At 58.3% G+C, this 17,295-nt stretch carries 18 protein-coding genes; 16 read left to right on the forward strand and 2 right to left on the reverse strand.

The features are described 5' to 3' along the window. The first annotated feature begins 69 nt into the window (after positions 1-69). The 10 genes from AC1ENN_RS05775 to dapF all read left to right on the forward strand — a co-directional run bounded on the left by AC1ENN_RS05775 (position 70) and on the right by dapF (position 10,424). Positions 70-2,808, forward strand: coding sequence for an FtsK/SpoIIIE family DNA translocase (locus AC1ENN_RS05775; protein WP_449648965.1), 2,739 nt, complete (start codon positions 70-72; stop codon positions 2,806-2,808). Positions 2,809-2,812: 4 nt separating this feature from the next. After that, complete coding sequence (gene pgsA / locus AC1ENN_RS05780) at positions 2,813-3,469, forward strand: CDP-diacylglycerol--glycerol-3-phosphate 3-phosphatidyltransferase (protein ID WP_449648966.1); 657 nt, start codon at positions 2,813-2,815, stop codon at positions 3,467-3,469. Positions 3,470-3,479: 10 nt separating this feature from the next. Beyond that, complete coding sequence (locus AC1ENN_RS05785; RefSeq protein WP_449648967.1) at positions 3,480-3,977, forward strand: CinA family protein; 498 nt, start codon at positions 3,480-3,482, stop codon at positions 3,975-3,977. A gap of 201 nt (positions 3,978-4,178) precedes the next feature. Then, positions 4,179-4,487: a helix-turn-helix domain-containing protein gene (locus tag AC1ENN_RS05790; RefSeq protein ID WP_009771924.1), complete on the forward strand. Its 309-nt coding sequence runs from the start codon at positions 4,179-4,181 to the stop codon at positions 4,485-4,487. 77 nt (positions 4,488-4,564) lie between these two features. Beyond that, positions 4,565-4,792 carry a DUF3046 domain-containing protein gene (locus tag AC1ENN_RS05795; RefSeq protein WP_449648968.1) on the forward strand — a complete coding sequence of 76 codons (228 nt, stop codon included), beginning with the start codon at positions 4,565-4,567 and terminating at the stop codon, positions 4,790-4,792. A gap of 241 nt (positions 4,793-5,033) precedes the next feature. Further along, positions 5,034-6,194, forward strand: a complete 1,161-nt coding sequence (gene recA / locus AC1ENN_RS05800; protein WP_449648969.1) for a recombinase RecA — start codon at positions 5,034-5,036, stop codon at positions 6,192-6,194. Positions 6,195-6,202: 8 nt separating this feature from the next. Beyond that, the gene (locus tag AC1ENN_RS05805) at positions 6,203-7,006 is read left to right on the forward strand and encodes a regulatory protein RecX (protein ID WP_449648970.1); all 804 of its coding nucleotides are present in this window, start codon (positions 6,203-6,205) and stop codon (positions 7,004-7,006) included. A 44-nt stretch (positions 7,007-7,050) separates the two neighbouring features. Next, positions 7,051-8,586: a tRNA (N6-isopentenyl adenosine(37)-C2)-methylthiotransferase MiaB gene (miaB, locus tag AC1ENN_RS05810; RefSeq protein ID WP_480392031.1), complete on the forward strand. Its 1,536-nt coding sequence runs from the start codon at positions 7,051-7,053 to the stop codon at positions 8,584-8,586. 37 nt (positions 8,587-8,623) lie between these two features. Further along, a complete protein-coding gene (gene miaA / locus AC1ENN_RS05815; RefSeq protein WP_480392162.1) occupies positions 8,624-9,559 on the forward strand; it encodes a tRNA (adenosine(37)-N6)-dimethylallyltransferase MiaA in 936 nt (311 codons plus the stop codon). Next, positions 9,546-10,424, forward strand: coding sequence for a diaminopimelate epimerase (dapF, locus tag AC1ENN_RS05820; RefSeq protein ID WP_449648972.1), 879 nt, complete (start codon positions 9,546-9,548; stop codon positions 10,422-10,424). The genes miaA and dapF overlap by 14 nt, the downstream gene beginning before the upstream one ends. Positions 10,425-10,461: 37 nt before the next feature. Here the strand turns inward: dapF and AC1ENN_RS05825 are convergent, their stop codons facing one another. After that, on the reverse strand, positions 10,462-11,085 hold the full coding sequence (locus tag AC1ENN_RS05825) for a class I SAM-dependent methyltransferase (RefSeq protein ID WP_449648973.1): 624 nt from the start codon (positions 11,083-11,085) through the stop codon (positions 10,462-10,464). Positions 11,086-11,126: 41 nt separating this feature from the next. On the opposite strand from AC1ENN_RS05825, the gene hflX reads away from it, so the two are divergent. Beyond that, positions 11,127-12,677 carry a GTPase HflX gene (hflX, locus tag AC1ENN_RS05830; protein ID WP_449648974.1) on the forward strand — a complete coding sequence of 517 codons (1,551 nt, stop codon included), beginning with the start codon at positions 11,127-11,129 and terminating at the stop codon, positions 12,675-12,677. A gap of 50 nt (positions 12,678-12,727) precedes the next feature. Here hflX and lexA read toward each other — a convergent pair whose 3' ends face one another. Further along, complete coding sequence (gene lexA, locus AC1ENN_RS05835; RefSeq protein WP_449648975.1) at positions 12,728-13,417, reverse strand: transcriptional repressor LexA; 690 nt, start codon at positions 13,415-13,417, stop codon at positions 12,728-12,730. Positions 13,418-13,647: 230 nt separating this feature from the next. Between lexA and AC1ENN_RS05840 the strand changes: the two genes are divergently transcribed. The 5 genes from AC1ENN_RS05840 to priA all read left to right on the forward strand — a co-directional run bounded on the left by AC1ENN_RS05840 (position 13,648) and on the right by priA (position 17,273). Beyond that, a complete protein-coding gene (locus AC1ENN_RS05840; RefSeq protein WP_449648976.1) occupies positions 13,648-14,010 on the forward strand; it encodes a LysM peptidoglycan-binding domain-containing protein in 363 nt (120 codons plus the stop codon). A 111-nt stretch (positions 14,011-14,121) separates the two neighbouring features. Next, positions 14,122-15,210, forward strand: coding sequence for a histidinol-phosphate transaminase (locus tag AC1ENN_RS05845; protein ID WP_449648977.1), 1,089 nt, complete (start codon positions 14,122-14,124; stop codon positions 15,208-15,210). Continuing rightward, positions 15,207-15,812: an imidazoleglycerol-phosphate dehydratase HisB gene (gene hisB, locus AC1ENN_RS05850; RefSeq protein WP_449648978.1), complete on the forward strand. Its 606-nt coding sequence runs from the start codon at positions 15,207-15,209 to the stop codon at positions 15,810-15,812. Before AC1ENN_RS05845 ends, hisB begins: the two co-directional genes overlap by 4 nt. After that, positions 15,812-16,444 carry an imidazole glycerol phosphate synthase subunit HisH gene (gene hisH / locus AC1ENN_RS05855; protein WP_449648979.1) on the forward strand — a complete coding sequence of 211 codons (633 nt, stop codon included), beginning with the start codon at positions 15,812-15,814 and terminating at the stop codon, positions 16,442-16,444. The genes hisB and hisH overlap by 1 nt, the downstream gene beginning before the upstream one ends. A gap of 79 nt (positions 16,445-16,523) precedes the next feature. Beyond that, complete coding sequence (gene priA, locus AC1ENN_RS05860; protein WP_449648980.1) at positions 16,524-17,273, forward strand: bifunctional 1-(5-phosphoribosyl)-5-((5-phosphoribosylamino)methylideneamino)imidazole-4-carboxamide isomerase/phosphoribosylanthranilate isomerase PriA; 750 nt, start codon at positions 16,524-16,526, stop codon at positions 17,271-17,273. The last annotated feature ends 22 nt before the right edge of the window (positions 17,274-17,295 follow it).

The following is a 17,295-nucleotide window of genomic DNA, read 5'->3' on the forward strand; positions in this document are numbered from 1 at the left end:
ATTGAGCGCAGCTTGGCAGGTTGAGTGTCGCTGCATCACTCTGACAGAGGCCACAGGTAGCTTTGAATTATGGCTACGCGTACATCGTCGACCTCGCGCTCGGGTGCGTCGAAACCTCGCGCCAGAAACACTTCGAACAAGACTCAAGCAACCAAGCGACTGCCCCGCGGCAAGCAAGCTCCCGTTGAGCCTGAGGGTCCTCTCACCAAAATGTGGATGGCGCTTGCTCACATGGTCGGCGGCGCTTTTCGCGTGTTTGGCCGCGAAGAACTCACTAAAGATGAACGCCGAGACGGTGTTCCGTTTCTTTTCTTTGTTCTCGCAATCGTTGGCGCGGTCGTTGAATGGTTCAACCCCACAGACTCGGTAGCAATTGCGCTCGACGCCTACACCTTTGGTGGCCTCGTTGGACGGGTCGCGTTTGCTTTGCCGGTGATTTTGCTGCTTCTTGCTGTCTGGATGTTTCGGCATCCGTCTAGCGTTCATGACAACGGTCGCATCGGCATCGGTCTCAGCATTCTCATTGTCACAGTGGCAGCGCTGTGCCACGTGTTCAGCGGCCAGCCGCACCCCTCTGAGGGAGCAGAAACCATCGCGCGGGCCGGGGGAGTGTTCGGCTGGATGATGGCGAATCCCCTTATTTGGCTGGGAACGACACTGCTTGCCGTGCCCGTAATCGTGTTGCTGCTTGTGCTTTCGCTGTTCATCATCACGAAGACCCCACCGAATCGTCTCCCTTCGCGACTTCGTGAGCTCTACGCTTACCTTTTTGGCGCACAGCTCAAGAGTGATGAAGAGCGGGCCGCGGCTAAGGCTAAGTCGAGCACAAATATGAACGATTCCGTTCAATTTGGTTCGCTGACCGATATCGGTCTTGGGGGAGACAACGACACGTCATCGCTGCCATGGTGGCGTCGAAACAAGTCACAAAATAGCGAAGATAAAGCTTTCGACAGCCCAGTGATCTCTCGAGATCAAGCCACCGAGGTCGTCAACCCGACGCCGCCTCCAGCAGCAAAAGACCTCACCAAAAAGGAAGAGCAGTTCGGCGTCGAGCTACTCGAAGATCTTCTTAAAGCCGAAGAAGCTGTCAAGAACTACAACACTGGCGAAGTGGATGCCCCGGCCACTGAAATGCGCGACGACGGGCCTCGCGTTCTCCCCGGCTTTACTACCAAGGCCAGCGAAAAGGGCACCGCTGGCGAGTTCGACGGCCCGCACGAGACCACGCCCCAAGCATCGAACGCCGTCTACCGTCTTCCCCAAGCATCCATGTTGTCTGCGGGAACGCCACCCAAGTCGCGTTCAGCCGCCAACGATGAAGTGGTCGCGTCGATCACTGAGGTTCTCAAACAATTTAGTGTGGACGCGACGGTCACCGGTTTCAGTCGCGGACCATCGGTTACCCGGTACGAGCTCGAACTAGGCCCCGGTGTCAAGGTTGAGCGTGTTACAGCGCTGGCCCGCAACATTAGTTATGCCGTCGCAAGCAACGAGGTCAACATTCTCTCGCCTATCCCGGGCAAGAGCGCTATCGGTGTTGAGATCCCGAACAAGGATCGCGAGATCGTGTCGCTTGGTGACGTACTGCGCTCCAGCGCGAGCACTAAGAGTGAGCACCCGATGACGATTGGCCTCGGAAAAGATGTCGAGGGTGGATTCGTTGTCGCGAACCTTGCCAAGATGCCCCACTTGCTAGTGGCGGGTTCTACGGGTTCGGGTAAGTCGAGCTTCGTGAACTCTATGATCACGTCGATTCTGATGCGGGCGAAGCCTGCTGAGGTGCGAATGGTGCTCATCGACCCCAAGCGCGTTGAGCTTTCGATCTATGCGGGAGTGCCGCATCTGATTACTCCCATCATCACCAACCCCAAGAAGGCGGCAGAAGCGCTGGCCTGGGTCGTGAAAGAGATGGACATGCGGTATGACGATCTGGCGAGCTTCGGCTACCGTCACATTGACGACTTTAACCGCGCCGTCGTCGCCGAAGAGATCAAGCTGCCTGAGGGCAGTCAGCGCAAGCTGAAGCCGTACCCGTACTTGCTCATCGTCGTTGATGAGTTGGCAGATCTCATGATGGTTGCGCCGAGAGACGTCGAAGACTCGATTGTTCGAATCACGCAGCTCGCGCGCGCATCCGGCATCCACTTGGTGCTGGCAACCCAACGACCGAGTGTCGATGTGGTTACCGGGCTCATCAAGGCCAACGTGCCTTCGCGCTTGGCGTTCGCCGTGTCGAGCATGACGGACTCTCGAGTGATCCTCGATCAGCCCGGTGCAGACAAACTCATCGGTCAAGGTGACGCTCTCTTCTTGCCGATGGGCGCTTCCAAGGCGATTCGAGTGCAGGGCGCTTGGGTTCCCGAGAGTGAAGTTGCCGAGATCGTGCAACATGTCATTGCTCAGGCCCAGCCTGAATACCGCAACGATGTTGCAGCGGTTGCCGAGAAGAAGAACATCGATGCTGACATCGGCGGAGACCTCGAAGAACTGTTGGCGGCCGCTGAACTCATCGTAAGCACCCAATTTGGGTCAACATCGATGTTGCAGCGCAAGCTTCGTGTCGGTTTCGCTAAGGCTGGCCGTCTCATGGACCTCTTGGAGTCTCGAGAGATTGTTGGCCCATCGGAGGGTTCGAAAGCGCGCGACGTGCTCGTCACCGCCGAGCAGCTTCCTTCAGTGCTCGCGCGATTGCGCGGCGAAGAGGAGCCAGCACCGGTAGACGCTGTGGAGGAATCTCTCAGCGGATACGATGAAGTAGAAGGCGGCTCAGATGAGGACGCTTGGAACTTGACTGATCGGGAGTGATCGCGTGAGCGACCAACCAGCATCACCTTCTGCTCCGCCCGAACGAACTAGTTCGCTGCGTGGTCGGATGATTCGCGACGGCGATACGCCGGCCTCTATTGCGAATATCGCCAACATCATCACCGTTGTTCGAATCTTTCTTGCACCTCTCTTCATCTGGCTTTTGCTGCTGGATGACGGCGAGATGGGTCTCATCAGATACCTTGCGGCTGCACTCTTCATATTCGCCATCGTGACTGACACTGTCGATGGGCACTTGGCTCGCGGGCGAAACCTCATCACGGACCTCGGAATCATTTTGGATCCGATTGCCGACAAAGTTCTCACGGGCGGCGCGCTTGTGGCCCTGTCGATCTTGGGCGAGCTGCCGTGGTGGGTCACGATTCTCATTTTGGTTCGCGAGTTCGGAATCACGATTTATCGTTTCGCTGTGCTTTCGAAGGTTGTCGTCCCCGCCTCACGCGGTGGCAAGCTCAAGACGGTCCTGCAGGCCGTCGCTATTTCCCTTTTCCTCGTACCGCTCTTCACCGTTCTCGGTCCGTGGGTCTTATGGCTCAATTGGTCCGTCATGGCAGTCGCTGTCGTTCTTACGGTGTACACGGGCGTTGAATACCTGTGGCGGGCATGGCGTCACACCCGCAAATCCAATTCAGGAGCGTGACCCTTCACCAGTGAATACTGAAGAACTCGCCACGAAAATCGTGGCGATTCTGACCGCACATCGACAAACTATCGCGTTAGCGGAGTCGCTGACCGGAGGGATGCTCTGCGCTCAGCTTGTTGCTGTGCCGGGAGCGTCCGCTGTGCTCAACGGCGCCGTTGTCGCCTACAACACGGCTATCAAGCACCAAGTTCTTGGCGTCGATGCGAGTCTGTTGGCGATTCATGGCACCGTGCATCCGGATGTCGCTGCTCATATGGCCACCGGCGTGCGTGACGTGCTTGGTGTCGGTGAGCAGCAGGCAACCTACGGACTGGCTACGACGGGCGTAGCGGGCCCGGACTCTCACGAAGGCAAAGTGCCAGGCACAGTATTTATTGGCTTCGCCGCTACCAACTTCGTGGAAACTCGTGACTTTGAGTTCACGGGGGATCGCAACGAGATCCGTGTGCAGACTGTGCATGCTGCTTTGGAATGTCTGTATGAGCACCTCACCGCGGAGAACTGATCGCGGGAAGGGGCAGCGCCCACAAGTGGGTACAGCAAGAATCGTGCCGTGGGAATATTGCAGGTTTCGGCTGGGTTACAGTTAGCGAACTCACAAGGCCTCTCCAGTTTGGAAGGGTTAGAGTTCTGAACAGATAGTGGCTGTAGTCTTGACTATCCAGAATAATCTGGTCGCGATACACAGTCAGAGAGGGAGTGTCCAATGGTTCTAGTTCGTCAGGAAATCGGTGACGTTCTCCGCGACGTGCGCCTTCAAAAGGGACGCACCCTTCGTCAGGTCGCAAGCAAAGCGAGCGTTGCCCTCGGATACCTCAGTGAGGTCGAGCGCGGCCAAAAAGAGGCCAGCTCAGAAATTCTCGCTTCGGTCGCCGAAGCCCTCGATACACCGATCTCCGTAATCATGCGTGAGGTTGGCGATCGTCTTGCCGTCATTGAAGGTGCAACGACGATCCCCGATACTCTCCCCGATGAGCTCGTTGCCGAGTTCGATTCGAATTTGGTTTCGCGCTAACCAGTGCAGATCGAATGCCTCGCTCCGTGTGGAGTGGGGCATTCGTTACTTAAGCGGAGCGAACATAGGGTGGTTGCATGCGAGTGAGCGAGTTTTGGACGGCGGTCGCCGATGAGTTTGGTGAGCCTTACGGCCGCGTGCTCGTTAACGACCAGGTGTTGGGTGCAGTAGGTAGTGTCACTGCTGCCCAAGCGCTCTCCCGTGGCGTTCCTGCTCGTCAGGTCTGGACGGCATTGTGCGAGGCAATGGATGTTCCTCCCGAGCGTCGCTACGGCGTTGGGCAACGCGAACCCAAGAAGCAGTAGCTCTTCGCCCGCGTGGCGCGTTCGAACATTCGTTCGATATTGTTAGTCTTCTCCCTAACACCCAATCGAATACAGCTTTTGGGCGCACATCGCACGCCGCTGCCCTGGAATGTCAGAGCAGGCACGTAACGTGGCATTTAGTAACACAGCCTTTGTCGGGAGGTTGCGGACCTTGCATTATCGGTCCACACGAATCGCGACAGCCTATGGGCAGCAACCTACGACCAATGGAGAAGATGTAATGCCATCAGCAGCAGACCGCGAGAAGTCCCTAGAGACAGCCCTCGCTCAGATTGACCGTCAGTTCGGCAAAGGTTCAGTTATGCGCCTCGGCAGCGATGAGCGCGCTCCGGTCGAGGTGATTCCCACCGGTTCGATCGCTCTCGACGTCGCGCTGGGTATAGGCGGGCTTCCCCGCGGGCGAATCGTCGAGATCTACGGTCCGGAGTCTTCGGGTAAAACTACGTTGACCCTGCACGCAATTGCCAACGCTCAGCGCAACGGCGGTATTGCCGCATTCATCGATGCAGAGCATGCTCTTGACCCCGAATATGCCGCGAAGCTTGGCGTAGACATTGATGCTCTGCTCGTCTCGCAGCCCGACACCGGCGAGCAAGCTCTTGAAATCGCCGACATGCTGGTGCGAAGTGGGTCAATTGACCTCATCGTTATTGACTCGGTCGCTGCACTCGTTCCTCGTGCAGAAATTGAAGGCGAAATGGGCGACACCCACGTTGGTCTTCAGGCCCGACTTATGTCTCAGGCATTGCGCAAGCTCACCGGTGGCCTCAGCCAAACCAACACCACCATGATCTTCATTAACCAGTTGCGTGAAAAGATCGGTGTCTTCTTCGGCAGTCCCGAGACCACCGCCGGCGGTAAGGCGCTCAAGTTCTACGCCTCGGTTCGACTCGACATCCGCCGCATCGAAACGCTGAAAGACGGCACGGACGCAGTGGGAAACCGCACGCGAGTAAAGGTAGTCAAGAACAAAATGGCGCCACCTTTCAAGCAGGCAGAGTTCGACATCCTCTATGGCATCGGAATTTCACGCGAGGGTAGCCTCATCGATTTCGGCGTGGACCATGAGATTGTCCGCAAATCTGGTGCTTGGTACACCTATGACGGTGACCAGCTCGGCCAGGGTAAAGAGAAGTCGCGAGCCTTCCTGCTCCAAAATCCTGCCATTGCGCTGGAGATTGAACAGAAGATCATGCGCAAACTCGGTGTGGGCGCTGAAGCGAAAGCAGCGAACGCGAGCGAGGCGAAAGCCTTGGCCGACGCCGCAGTGAAGGCGGAGAAAGCTGAGAAGGCGGCGAAGGCCAGCGCTAAGGCTGACGGACCGGTGCTGCCAGTAGCTGACAAAGCAGCTACCCCGCTTAAGACAGCCGTAGGCCAGTAGGTTCTGTTATGACTTCCTCCGACGATGAATTTCTCGCACCCGTCATCAACCTGTTTGGGGATCGTTCCGGTACCCAACGGAACGGGGCGGCGGATTTATCGCCGGAGGAGTCACCAACGCTCGAAGCTAGTGGCGACCAAGGCGAATCCCTTGGACGGGCGGATTCGCGTGCAGCCGACCTGGCACCGGTGCGTGCACTACCGACCATGGCTGACTTCAGCCCCGCTCACTCCAAGGAACAAACACCCGATACGGATGACTCCAAGACTCAAGCTGAGCCAGTTCGCGCGCAGTCACAAGCGCAGCGACGTCAAGCGCGAGACGGCTTCTCGGAGATAAGCCAAGTGAGCATGCGGGCACTCGCTCGACGGGGCATGTCGTCACACGAAATGACGCAGTTCTTAGCCACTCGAGAATTCGAATCTGAAGACATTGATTGCGAAGTCGAACGGCTGGAGAGCTGTGGACTACTCGACGACGCCGCACTCGCCGAAACACTCGCGCGAACACTACGCGATCGAAAGAAACTTGGCGCTTCAGCTATCCGTGCCGAACTGCGTCGACGCAATATCGACCAAGAGCACATTGCTGCGGTGCTCGACGACGATCGTGACGAGGAGCAAGAGCGCGCGAACGAGGTTGCGTTCAAGCGAGCTCCTCAGCTTCGCTCACTCGACGGAGTCACAGCCAAGCGTCGGCTCACGGGGTTTCTCATGCGCAAGGGGTACTCAGGGTCCGTAGTCTCGGCGGCAGTCACCGCCGCGCTCTCCTCTGGCTCAAGCGAATCTTCTGGCGGGCCCACCTTTAGGTAACACACCGTCAAGCGGAGATGGTCCAGAGGCTTAAGGTGGAAGACATGATTGATGAGAAACTGGCCGCCCCACGCAGCTACGAAGTGCGCACCTACGGTTGCCAGATGAATGTGCACGACTCCGAGCGACTCAGTGGCTCCCTTGAGGCAGCCGGCTATATTCGCGCAACCGAGGGCCAAGCAGACGTCGTCGTCATTAACACCTGTGCGGTTCGCGAGAACGCGGACAACAAGCTCTACGGCAACCTCGGCATGCTCGCCAGCGTCAAAAAAGAACACGAAGGCATGCAAATCGCCGTTGGCGGTTGTCTTGCGCAAAAGGACAAGAACGTCATCCTCGAGAAAGCACCGTGGGTAGACGTGGTCTTTGGAACCCACAACATGGGCTCCCTTCCCGCTCTTCTCGAACGCGCCCGCCACAATGAAGAAGCGCAACTCGAAATTCTTGAGTCGCTTGACGTCTTCCCCTCGACGCTCCCGGCAAGACGAGAATCCACCCATAGCGCGTGGGTATCGATCTCCGTAGGCTGTAACAACACGTGCACGTTCTGCATCGTGCCAGCGCTACGTGGAAAAGAAAAAGACCGACGTCCCGGCGACATCCTCGCCGAAGTTCAAGCCATTGTTGACGACGGAGCAATCGAAGTCACCCTGCTCGGGCAAAACGTGAACTCCTACGGAGTTGAATTCGGTGATCGTCAAGCGTTTAGCAAACTCCTGCGAGCAGTCGGCGCGATCCAAGGTCTCGAACGTGTGCGCTTCACCAGCCCGCACCCGGCAGCTTTCACCGACGACGTCATCGACGCAATGGCAGAGACGCCCAATGTGATGCCGCAACTGCACATGCCCCTGCAGTCCGGCTCAGACCGCATCCTCAAATCAATGCGCCGTAGCTACCGCTCCACCAAATTCCTCGGAATCCTTGACCGAGTACGAGCCCAAATGCCGCACGCCGCTATCACCACTGACATCATCGTCGGTTTTCCCGGTGAGACAGAAGAAGACTTCCAAGAAACCCTGCGTGTGGTTGAAGAGTCGCGATTCGCCTCGGCCTATACATTCCAATACTCCATCCGGCCTGGAACGCCCGCCGCCACAATGGACGACCAGATCCCCAAAGAGGTCGTACAAGAGCGCTACGAAAGACTCGCGGCTCTTCAAGACCGCATCTCGCGCGAAGAAAACGACAAACAAATCGGTCGCACCGTCCACGTCATGGTTACCGCGACCGAAGGACGCAAGCAAGCAGAAACCGCCAGGCTATCGGGCCGTGCCGAAGACTCGCGACTTGTGCACTTCGATATTCCCGAAGGCAGTGCAACGCCGCGTCCCGGCGACGTCGTCACTCTGACAATCACCGAAGCTGCAGCATTTCACCTTGTAGCAGACACTCCAGCGGGCCAGACCCTTGACATCCGTCGAACCCCAGCCGGAGATGCGTGGGATCGCGCACAAGCCGAGTCCTGCGGAGTGCCGACCGGCGCGGCCACTACCGACTCCGGCCCACGAGTATCACTTGGCCTCCCGACCATCCGTGTCTCGACAACGCCGATCTATGACCCAACAGACTCCCTCCGCTAATCCCGAGCATGCGGTCTCCAGTGACGAGCACGGCTTCATGCACGACCTCGTTGTCATCGTCGGGGCGACAGGAACCGGCAAGTCAGAGCTATCGCTCGACATCGCTGAAGGGTTCGCGCGTCACGGAACTCACGCCGAGATCGTTAACGCAGACGCAATGCAGCTCTATCGCGGGATGGACATCGGCACGGCCAAGCTCCCGATAAGTGAACGACGCGGCATTCCTCATCACCTGCTCGACGTCCTCGATCCTAAAGACGACGCCAGCGTCGCTCAGTATCAGGTGGATGCGCGTCAAATCATTCGAGAAATCCAATCTGCTGGAAACGTACCCATCCTTGTTGGCGGCTCCGGTCTCTACGTCTCGAGCGTCATTCATGATTTCCAGTTCCCTGCCCGCGACCCGCACGTGCGAGCACGACTCGAGGCCGAGCTGGAAACATTCGGCGCTGGCATCCTATTTCAGCGTCTCCGCGAGTTGGATGCTGATGCCGCGCAATCGATCGGCGCCAGCAACGGTCGCAGAATAGTTCGCGCCCTTGAGGTCATCGAAATCACAGGAAAATCCTTCGGCGCTGGATTACCTGAAGAAAACAAGCTCTGGACGTCAACCCGCATTGTTGGCCTCGCTGCTCCGCGCGACAAGCTAGTGGCCAGACTGAACGAGCGCGTGCAGAATATGTGGGATTCCGGGCTGCTCGATGAGGTTCGTGCGCTGCGTCCGCACGGTTTAGGCACCACCGCTGCCCGCGCGATCGGCTATGCCCAGGCCATTGAACAGCTGGAGGGCACACTCTCTGAAGCAGAAGCCATCGAGCAAACGGCGGCGCTCACGCGTCGCTACGCTCGACGCCAAGTTGGCTGGTTCAAACGTTATGCGCAGTGCCGCTGGCTCGAATACGACGCTGCTGATCGTGCCCAGCGTGCTCTGGCGATCGTGATGGGGGAGAATGGTCAGCATGGCGACGCTTAACTTCACAAAAGGTCAAGGAACGGGCAACGATTTCGTGCTCTTCGCTGATCCAGACGGTGAGCTCGACCTCACCCCGCAGCAGGTTGCAGCGATCTGTGATCGTCACTTTGGTGTTGGTGCAGATGGGATCATCCGCGCCGTACGGTCTCGCAGTCTCGATGCGGGCGCTGCGGCGCTTGCCGAAGACGCCGACGCCGAGTGGTTCATGGACTACCGCAATGCGGACGGCAGCATCTCGGAGATGTGTGGCAACGGCATCCGTGTCTACGCCGAGTTTCTCGCCAACGAAGGCTTTGTGGATTTCGAACCCGGCGATACTTTGCCAATTGGTACTCGCGGTGGTGTTCGCGATGTTCAGCGCAACATGGCTGGCTACCAAGTCGACATGGGACGTTGGGCACTCGACGGTGGAGAACCGCTCGTGAGAGCGAAAGAGCTTGAGATCGCCCGCCCGGGACTCGGTATCAACGTAGGAAACCCCCACGTGGTCGTTGCTCTCGCCGAAGAATCAGAACTCGACGGTGTTGACCTCGGCTACATCCCTGTAATCGATCCTGTGCCCGAGCACGGCGCGAATGTCGAGTTCGTGGTGCCGGCGGATCCACTCGTCAAAGACGGAGTTGGTTCGATTCGGATGCGCGTGCATGAACGCGGCAGCGGGGAGACCTTGTCGTGTGGCACTGGGGCCGTAGCAGCAGCGCTTGCCATTCGTCACTACGCGGGCCCGAACGCACCGCATCAGTGGCGCGTTACGGTGCCGGGCGGCACCGTGGTTGTGCGGATGTTCCCGACCGAAGACGGCGAACACGTCTCGCTCAGCGGTCCGGCGGAACTCGTTTACACCGGCAGTCTCGAACTGGCTTAGTTTCCGCGCTGCAGAGCGGCTAACTGCCGAGATTTTGTTAGTTCGCGTCGGTTGCGCGTTTGTGCGCCCGTAATACGCGATACCCCTTGCTGATGGCGGCGCGACTGAATGTGAAGTTGTCAGGGAATGCGGACTCCATCCAGCGATGTAGGGAATCCGAGCCGAGGTTGCGTTGAACAACGAGCCAGGCATCCGCATCCATTTCGAGCCTCGGCAGCCACGTTTCAAGAATGTTGTGAAGCTCGCCCTTGCCTACGCGAATGGGCGGATTCGACCAAATAGTCATAAACGTTATGTCTTCGGGAACATCTTCGGGCAGAACCGCGTTAATATTGGGTATGGACAATTTCTTGGCGTTTGCGCGCACCAGATCCAGTGCGCGCTCGTTGACGTCCACCGCCCACACCGTTGCATGAGGTGATTCGAGGGCAAGGGTGAGCGCCATCGGACCCCAACCGCACCCGAGATCAAGCAAGTTACCTCCCGGAGGAGGCGCTGGCACGTTCGACAAGAGAACTTGAGTTCCCGCGTCAATGTGCGCGGGGCTGAAGATCCCATTTGACGTGACAAGTTCTCGCTCGACGCCAGCAATGGTCGCGTGAATCGTCCGCAATTTGAGATCACTCTCGGGTGAAGACGAGAAGTAATGCTCGTTAGCCATGAACAGAACTTACCGAAAACTAGAGAAGTAGGGTTAACCCAATGACGCGAAACACGACAGAAACCAGTATCGAGGCCAACAACGGCGACGACGCCGAGCGTTCCGTCGAGCGCGTTCTCGCCAGCGAAGGCTCCACTCATGCTGCCGTAACGCGCTTCGGTGCTGGGGCATCTGGGGCGCAAGCGCTCCAATCGGATGCTCATTATGAAGCCGACCGAGACGGCGACCAGTTTGATCGAGACGACCGGCACGCACTGAAGCGTGTTCGAGGGCTCTCAACAGAGCTTGATGACGTCACCGAGGTCGAGTACCGCCAGCTGAGGATCGAAAACGTTGTGCTGATCGGAATCTACGGTCAGGGAGCGCTTCGGGAAGCGGAGAACTCACTTCGGGAGTTGTCCGCTCTGGCAGAGACCGCAGGCGCAGTGGTGCTTGATGGCCTCTTGCAGAGCCGTTCGCACCCTGACCCAAGCACGTACTTCGGTAAGGGCAAAGCAATTGAGCTGCGCGACGTTGTAGCCGCTACCGGCGCGGACACTGTCATTGCCGACACAGAACTTGCTCCCAGCCAGCGTCGTGCACTCGAAGATGTCGTCGGCGTGAAGGTGATCGACCGCACAGCGGTGATCCTCGACATTTTCAGCCAGCACGCGACAAGCCGTGAAGGCAAGGCTCAAGTGGAGCTAGCCCAAATGGAATACCTGCTTCCACGACTTCGTGGTTGGGGTGAATCGATGTCTCGCCAGGCCGGTGGCCAAGTGGGTGGCGCCGGCGCCGGTATGGGTAGCCGTGGTCCTGGTGAAACCAAGATTGAACTCGATCGCCGTCGCATCCACACTCGCATGGCTCGCCTACGCAAGCAGATCAAGGGATTCGCGCCCGCTCGGGAGGCGAAACGCGCCAACCGTGACCGGTTTGAGGTGCCAAGTGTCGCTATTGCCGGCTATACCAACGCAGGCAAGTCGAGTTTGCTCAACCGTCTGACTCGCGCCGGCGTGCTCGTAGAGAATGCGCTCTTCGCAACGCTCGATGCCACTGTGAGACGTTCGGAGACAGCAGATGGCCGGCTATTTACGCTTAGCGACACTGTTGGTTTCGTGCGCAATTTGCCGCATCAGCTTGTGGAAGCGTTCCGGTCGACCCTCGAGGAGATCGGGCAGTCTGACGTCATCGTGCACGTTGTTGACGCCTCCCACCCAGATCCCGGTGCTCAGCTGAGCACGGTGCGCGACGTCATCGGTGAGCTGGGTGCCCGCGACATCCCTGAAATCGTTGTCTTCAACAAGAGCGACCTTGCGGATGACGACCAGCGTTTGTTGATTCGTGGACTTGAGCCGACGGGAATCTTTGTTTCTGCCCGCTCGGGTGAGGGCATCGACGAATTGAACGCGCGTATTGCGGAACTTTTGCCAGCTCCGGAGGTCGAGGTGACTCTGCTCGTGCCCTATGACCGTGGAGAAGTCATCTCGCGCCTCCACGTGCAGGGGCGCGTGTTGGCGACGGACTATCGCGAAGATGGAACCCAGGTGCGGGCGCTTGTGCACCCGGCTCGACTAGCCGAGCTCGAAGAGTTCGTGAGTAAAGCTTCGTAGCGTCTGGTCGCGAGCTTGCGCGTTGGGCGCGAGCTCGCGATTAAACCTGCTTAGAGCGAGCGCAGTACCGTAACGACTTTGCCGAGCACTGTGGCGTAGTCACCGAGAATGGGCTCAAAGTTGGAGTTGCGTGGCAGTAGCCATGTGTGACCGTCGCGTTGACGAAATACCTTGACGGTTGCTTCGTCATCGAGCATTGCGGCAACGATGTCGCCATTTTCGGCTGTCTGCTGTTGGCGCACAACAACCCAGTCGCCGTCGCAAATGGCAGCGTCGATCATTGAATCTCCGACGACCTTCAGCATAAACAGGTCACCTTTGCCAACAAGTTGGCGGGGGAGAGGGAACACTTCTTCAATGTGCTGCTCTGCAGTGATGGGGATACCGGCGGCAATGCGGCCGACGAGCGGAACCATCGCGGCATCACCCATCGATGGGCTGATCGTGCTGGATTCGTCGACGGCGCTTGGCACGTCGATAAGAACTTCGATGGCGCGGGGGCGGTTGGGGTCGCGGCGCACGTAGCCGCTGAGCTCGAGCTGGTTGAGCTGGTGGGTAACGCTCGATAGCGAGGAGAGGCCGACAGCGTCTCCGATCTCGCGCATGCTCGGCGGGTAGCCCTGAGTAGCGACTGCTCGCTGAATCATCTCGAGGATCGCGAGTTGTTTCGCGCTCAAGCTGGTTCGCCGGCGGGTGCCACGCTCTGCGGCGTCGCCATTTGCGGCTATTGAGTCGGTCACGAGTCCTCTATTTCTGCCTCTAACGATTCCAATGTCAGTGGCTCATTCGAAACTGTATCCGCAGAACAAGCCAAAAACAAACATTTGTTCGAGTGTCGCGAGGCAATGTCGGTGGCTTGTTCGAATATGTACTTGAAATTAGAACAATTCGAATGTATGTTCGGAACACAGCTTCGCACCCGACTCTCCCGGCCGAGAGTCGGGTGCGGGAACCCCTAGAGGAGAATTTGATGTCCACTGCAGTGATTGCACCCAACGCGGAATCCCGTGCTCGGCAGTCCGCACCGCGTCTTCGCCTCACAACGCGTGGTCGCGTCGTCTTGATGACGCTCGCGGCCACGCCGTTGGTTGTTGCGGCTCTCGTTTTCTCCCTCAACGGTGGTGACGCTGCCGCTACGTTGGAGTCAAACGAGAACGCGTTCGTTTACGTCGACGTTTCCGCAGGCCAGTCGCTGTGGAACATCGCAGAGACCCATGCTCCTGGGCACGATCCGCGCGATGTTGTTGCTCAGTTGATTGAGCTCAACCAGCTTCCCTCAGCAGATGTCTTTGCGGGTCAACAGCTCGCGATCCCTGCCAGCTTTTCTGAATAGAAGCGCGCGCTAGCTCTTCGCGCGGTTCGCTCGTGGTGCATGCGAGAACGTAGAGGCTGATTGATTGAGGCAGCGTGACGCTTGTCAGCCGTCTGCATCTAGCATTGTGGAGTGACTTCGCTTTCAGATCTCCCTATCCGTGACGACCTTCGAGGGCTCAAGCCCTACGGTGCACCTACCGATCCGGTGAGCATCCAACTCAACGTCAACGAGAACACCCACCCCATCCCCGAGGCGGTGGCCACCGATATTGTGATGGCGCTGGCAAGAGCAGTGATGACCGCAAATCGCTATCCCGATCGAGAGTTCACTGAACTGCGGGAGAGTCTCGCCGAATACCTGGGGCACGGCCTCGCCGCTGCGAACATCTGGGCAGCAAATGGTTCCAATGAGGTACTTCAGCAAACGCTTCAGGCCTTCGGCGGTCCAGGCCGCAGCGTTCTCGGATTCCCGCCCACGTACTCTATGCACCCCATCATCGCCTCAGGCACCGGCACCGAGTGGGTTACGGCTTCTCGTGATGCCGGCTACGACCTCACTCCCGAAACAGTGGTGGCGGCGATAGCTGACCTTTCGCCGGACATCGTGTTTCTCTGTTCGCCGAATAATCCCACCGGCACTCCCGTCAGCAACGAGACGGTCGTCGCCGCCTACGACGCGACCGACGGTATCGTGCTCGTCGATGAAGCCTATGCAGAGTTCTCCGACCGCGAGACGGCGCTGTCACTGCTTGAGGGACGGCCGCGCCTCATTGTTTCCCGCACCATGAGCAAAGCGTTCGCGTTCGCCGGAGCTCGAGTGGGGTACTTGGCCGCCGATCCGGCTATCGCCGATGCCCTCAGACTCGTACGATTGCCGTACCATCTCTCCGCTTTGACGCAGGCGGCCGCAGTTGCCGCGCTTGCTCACGCCCCTGAGATGCTCGCGATGGTTGGGGAGATTAAAACTCAGCGCGACCGGATGAGCGCCGGGCTTGCGGAGTTGGGGTTCACCCCCGTACTGACCGAAGCAAATTTCGTGCTCTTCGGGAATGTTGCGGATCCGCAAGCACTGTTTAACAAGTTGCTCATTCAAGACATTTTGATTCGCGATGTCGGTATACCTCACCACTTGCGGGTCACTGCAGGCACTGAAGCAGAGACCACGGCATTTCTGGATGCGATGGCTGACCTCCAAGCGCTCGGTAGAGTTGAGCAATGACTTCACAGCGCACCGCGACGATCACGCGCGAGACCAGCGAGTCGAGTATCGAACTCTCGATCAATCTCGACGGAACAGGTACCTCATCCATTGAGACGAGCGTCCCGTTTTATGACCACATGCTCACCGCATTCTCGAAGCACTCACTGATCGACCTCACTGTGAAGGCGACCGGTGACACTCACATTGATGTCCACCACACTGTGGAAGACATTGGCATCGCTTTGGGTCTTGCCATCAAACAGGCGCTCGGCGACAAGGCCGGCATTTCTCGTTATGGCGATGCGCTTGTTCCTCTTGACGAGGCGCTTGTTCGAGCGGTTGTCGACGTCTCGGGTCGTCCGTACCTCGTGCACACGGGGGAGCCTGCCGGGTTTGAGATGCACTTGATCGGTGGACACTTCACGGGATCGATGGTTCGTCACGTTTTCGAAGCGATCAGCTTCAACGCGGGTATTACCGTTCACATCACTGTCTTGGGTGGGCGTGACCCCCACCACATCGCTGAGGCTGAATTCAAAGCCTTTGCTCGTGCGATGCGCGGTGCTGTTCAGCCCGATTCCCGTGTCACCGGAATTCCGTCAACAAAGGGTGCGCTCTAGTGGTTGCGCCCTCAGTTGTCATTCTGGATTACGGATCGGGCAATATCCACTCTGCGGCTAAGGCTCTAGAGGCTGCCGGCGCGAGCGTGCGATTGAGCGCTGACCGTTCTGTTGCTGAGGCCGCTGACGGGCTTCTCGTGCCAGGGGTTGGCGCATTTGCTGCTGTCATGTCGGCACTGGAATCAGTGCGCGGTGGTGCGATTATCGAGAAGCGCCTGACAGGCAGCCGCCCAGTGATGGGGATTTGTGTCGGAATGCAGGTGCTGTTTTCTTCCGGCGATGAGCACGGTGTTCAGACCGACGGACTCGATGAGTGGCCGGGTGTTGTAGAAAAGTTACCTGCTCCAGTTTTGCCCCACATGGGCTGGAACACGGTCGAGACTCCCGACGACACGACTATTTTCGATTCGATTCGCGACGAGCGATTCTATTTCGTCCATTCCTATGCTGCACAGCAGTGGACACTTGACGTTCAGCCCCCATTTCCACAACCCAAGCTCACGTGGGCAGACCACGGCGGTCGCTTCCTCGCTGCCGTCGAAAATGGACCCCTGACGGCTACTCAATTTCACCCGGAGAAGTCTGGCGAAGCCGGAATCCGACTACTAAGCAACTGGTTGGAGACGCTCTGATTTTGCGTCAGTTCGACGTGCACTAGTATCGGATGCTTGTGCGCGGCGTTCCGCGATCAGGTCTTCAGAGAGCAAATCTATGAGCGAGTTCAATAAAACACCCAGCCTCACACTTCTGCCTGCCGTCGATGTCGCTGACGGTAAGGCCGTTCGACTCACTCAGGGCGAAGCGGGAACCGAGAAGAGCTACGGCGACCCGTGCGCGGCGTCGCACGACTGGGTTGACCAGGGTGCGGAGTGGATCCACTTGGTGGATCTTGACGCTGCCTTCGGTCGCGGCAATAACCACGCGATGATCAAGAAGGTCATCAAGTCGACGCCGAAGCGCGTCAATATTGAACTTTCTGGCGGCATCCGTGACGATGCGTCTCTCGAGGCCGCGCTTGCCACCGGCGCGAAGCGCATCAATCTCGGCACGGCAGCGCTGGAGAATCCTGAGTGGGCTGCCCACGTAATCGCTGAGTACGGCGAGGCTATTGCCGTTGGTCTCGACGTGCGCGGAACGACGCTCGCTGCTCGTGGCTGGACTCAAGAGGGTGGCGACCTGTGGACGGTCCTCGACCGTCTCGAGTCAGCCGGATGCTGCCGCTATGTGGTTACTGACGTGACTAAAGACGGCACTCTCCAGGGCCCGAACATCGATTTGCTTCGCCAAGTGATGGATCGCACTCACCGCCCGGTTATCGCCTCTGGTGGCGTCTCAAGTCTCGATGACCTCATCGAGCTGCGCGAACTCGTGCCTCAGGGTCTCGAAGGTGCGATCATCGGCAAGGCACTTTATGCCAAGGCTTTCACCCTTGCGGAAGCACTTGACGTTTCATCGCAGTAACTATTTTTTGCATCGGACGCTG

This window comes from Rhodoglobus sp. G.S.23 (assembly GCF_056675935.1).

What these genes read in the sequence shown, in the direction of transcription:
- AC1ENN_RS05775 (WP_449648965.1), top strand. Translation starts at nt 70, where the DNA reads ATGGCTACGCGTACATCGTCGACCTCGCGCTCGGGTGCGTCGAAACCT.
- AC1ENN_RS05790 (WP_009771924.1), top strand. Translation starts at nt 4,179, where the DNA reads ATGGTTCTAGTTCGTCAGGAAATCGGTGACGTTCTCCGCGACGTGCGC.
- AC1ENN_RS05795 (WP_449648968.1), top strand. Translation starts at nt 4,565, where the DNA reads ATGCGAGTGAGCGAGTTTTGGACGGCGGTCGCCGATGAGTTTGGTGAG.
- recA (WP_449648969.1), top strand. Translation starts at nt 5,034, where the DNA reads ATGCCATCAGCAGCAGACCGCGAGAAGTCCCTAGAGACAGCCCTCGCT.
- AC1ENN_RS05805 (WP_449648970.1), top strand. Translation starts at nt 6,203, where the DNA reads ATGACTTCCTCCGACGATGAATTTCTCGCACCCGTCATCAACCTGTTT.
- miaB (WP_480392031.1), top strand. Translation starts at nt 7,051, where the DNA reads ATGATTGATGAGAAACTGGCCGCCCCACGCAGCTACGAAGTGCGCACC.
- miaA (WP_480392162.1), top strand. Translation starts at nt 8,624, where the DNA reads ATGCACGACCTCGTTGTCATCGTCGGGGCGACAGGAACCGGCAAGTCA.
- dapF (WP_449648972.1), top strand. Translation starts at nt 9,546, where the DNA reads ATGGCGACGCTTAACTTCACAAAAGGTCAAGGAACGGGCAACGATTTC.
- AC1ENN_RS05825 (WP_449648973.1), bottom strand. Translation starts at nt 11,085, where the DNA reads ATGGCTAACGAGCATTACTTCTCGTCTTCACCCGAGAGTGATCTCAAA.
- hflX (WP_449648974.1), top strand. Translation starts at nt 11,127, where the DNA reads ATGACGCGAAACACGACAGAAACCAGTATCGAGGCCAACAACGGCGAC.
- AC1ENN_RS05840 (WP_449648976.1), top strand. Translation starts at nt 13,648, where the DNA reads ATGTCCACTGCAGTGATTGCACCCAACGCGGAATCCCGTGCTCGGCAG.
- hisB (WP_449648978.1), top strand. Translation starts at nt 15,207, where the DNA reads ATGACTTCACAGCGCACCGCGACGATCACGCGCGAGACCAGCGAGTCG.
- priA (WP_449648980.1), top strand. Translation starts at nt 16,524, where the DNA reads ATGAGCGAGTTCAATAAAACACCCAGCCTCACACTTCTGCCTGCCGTC.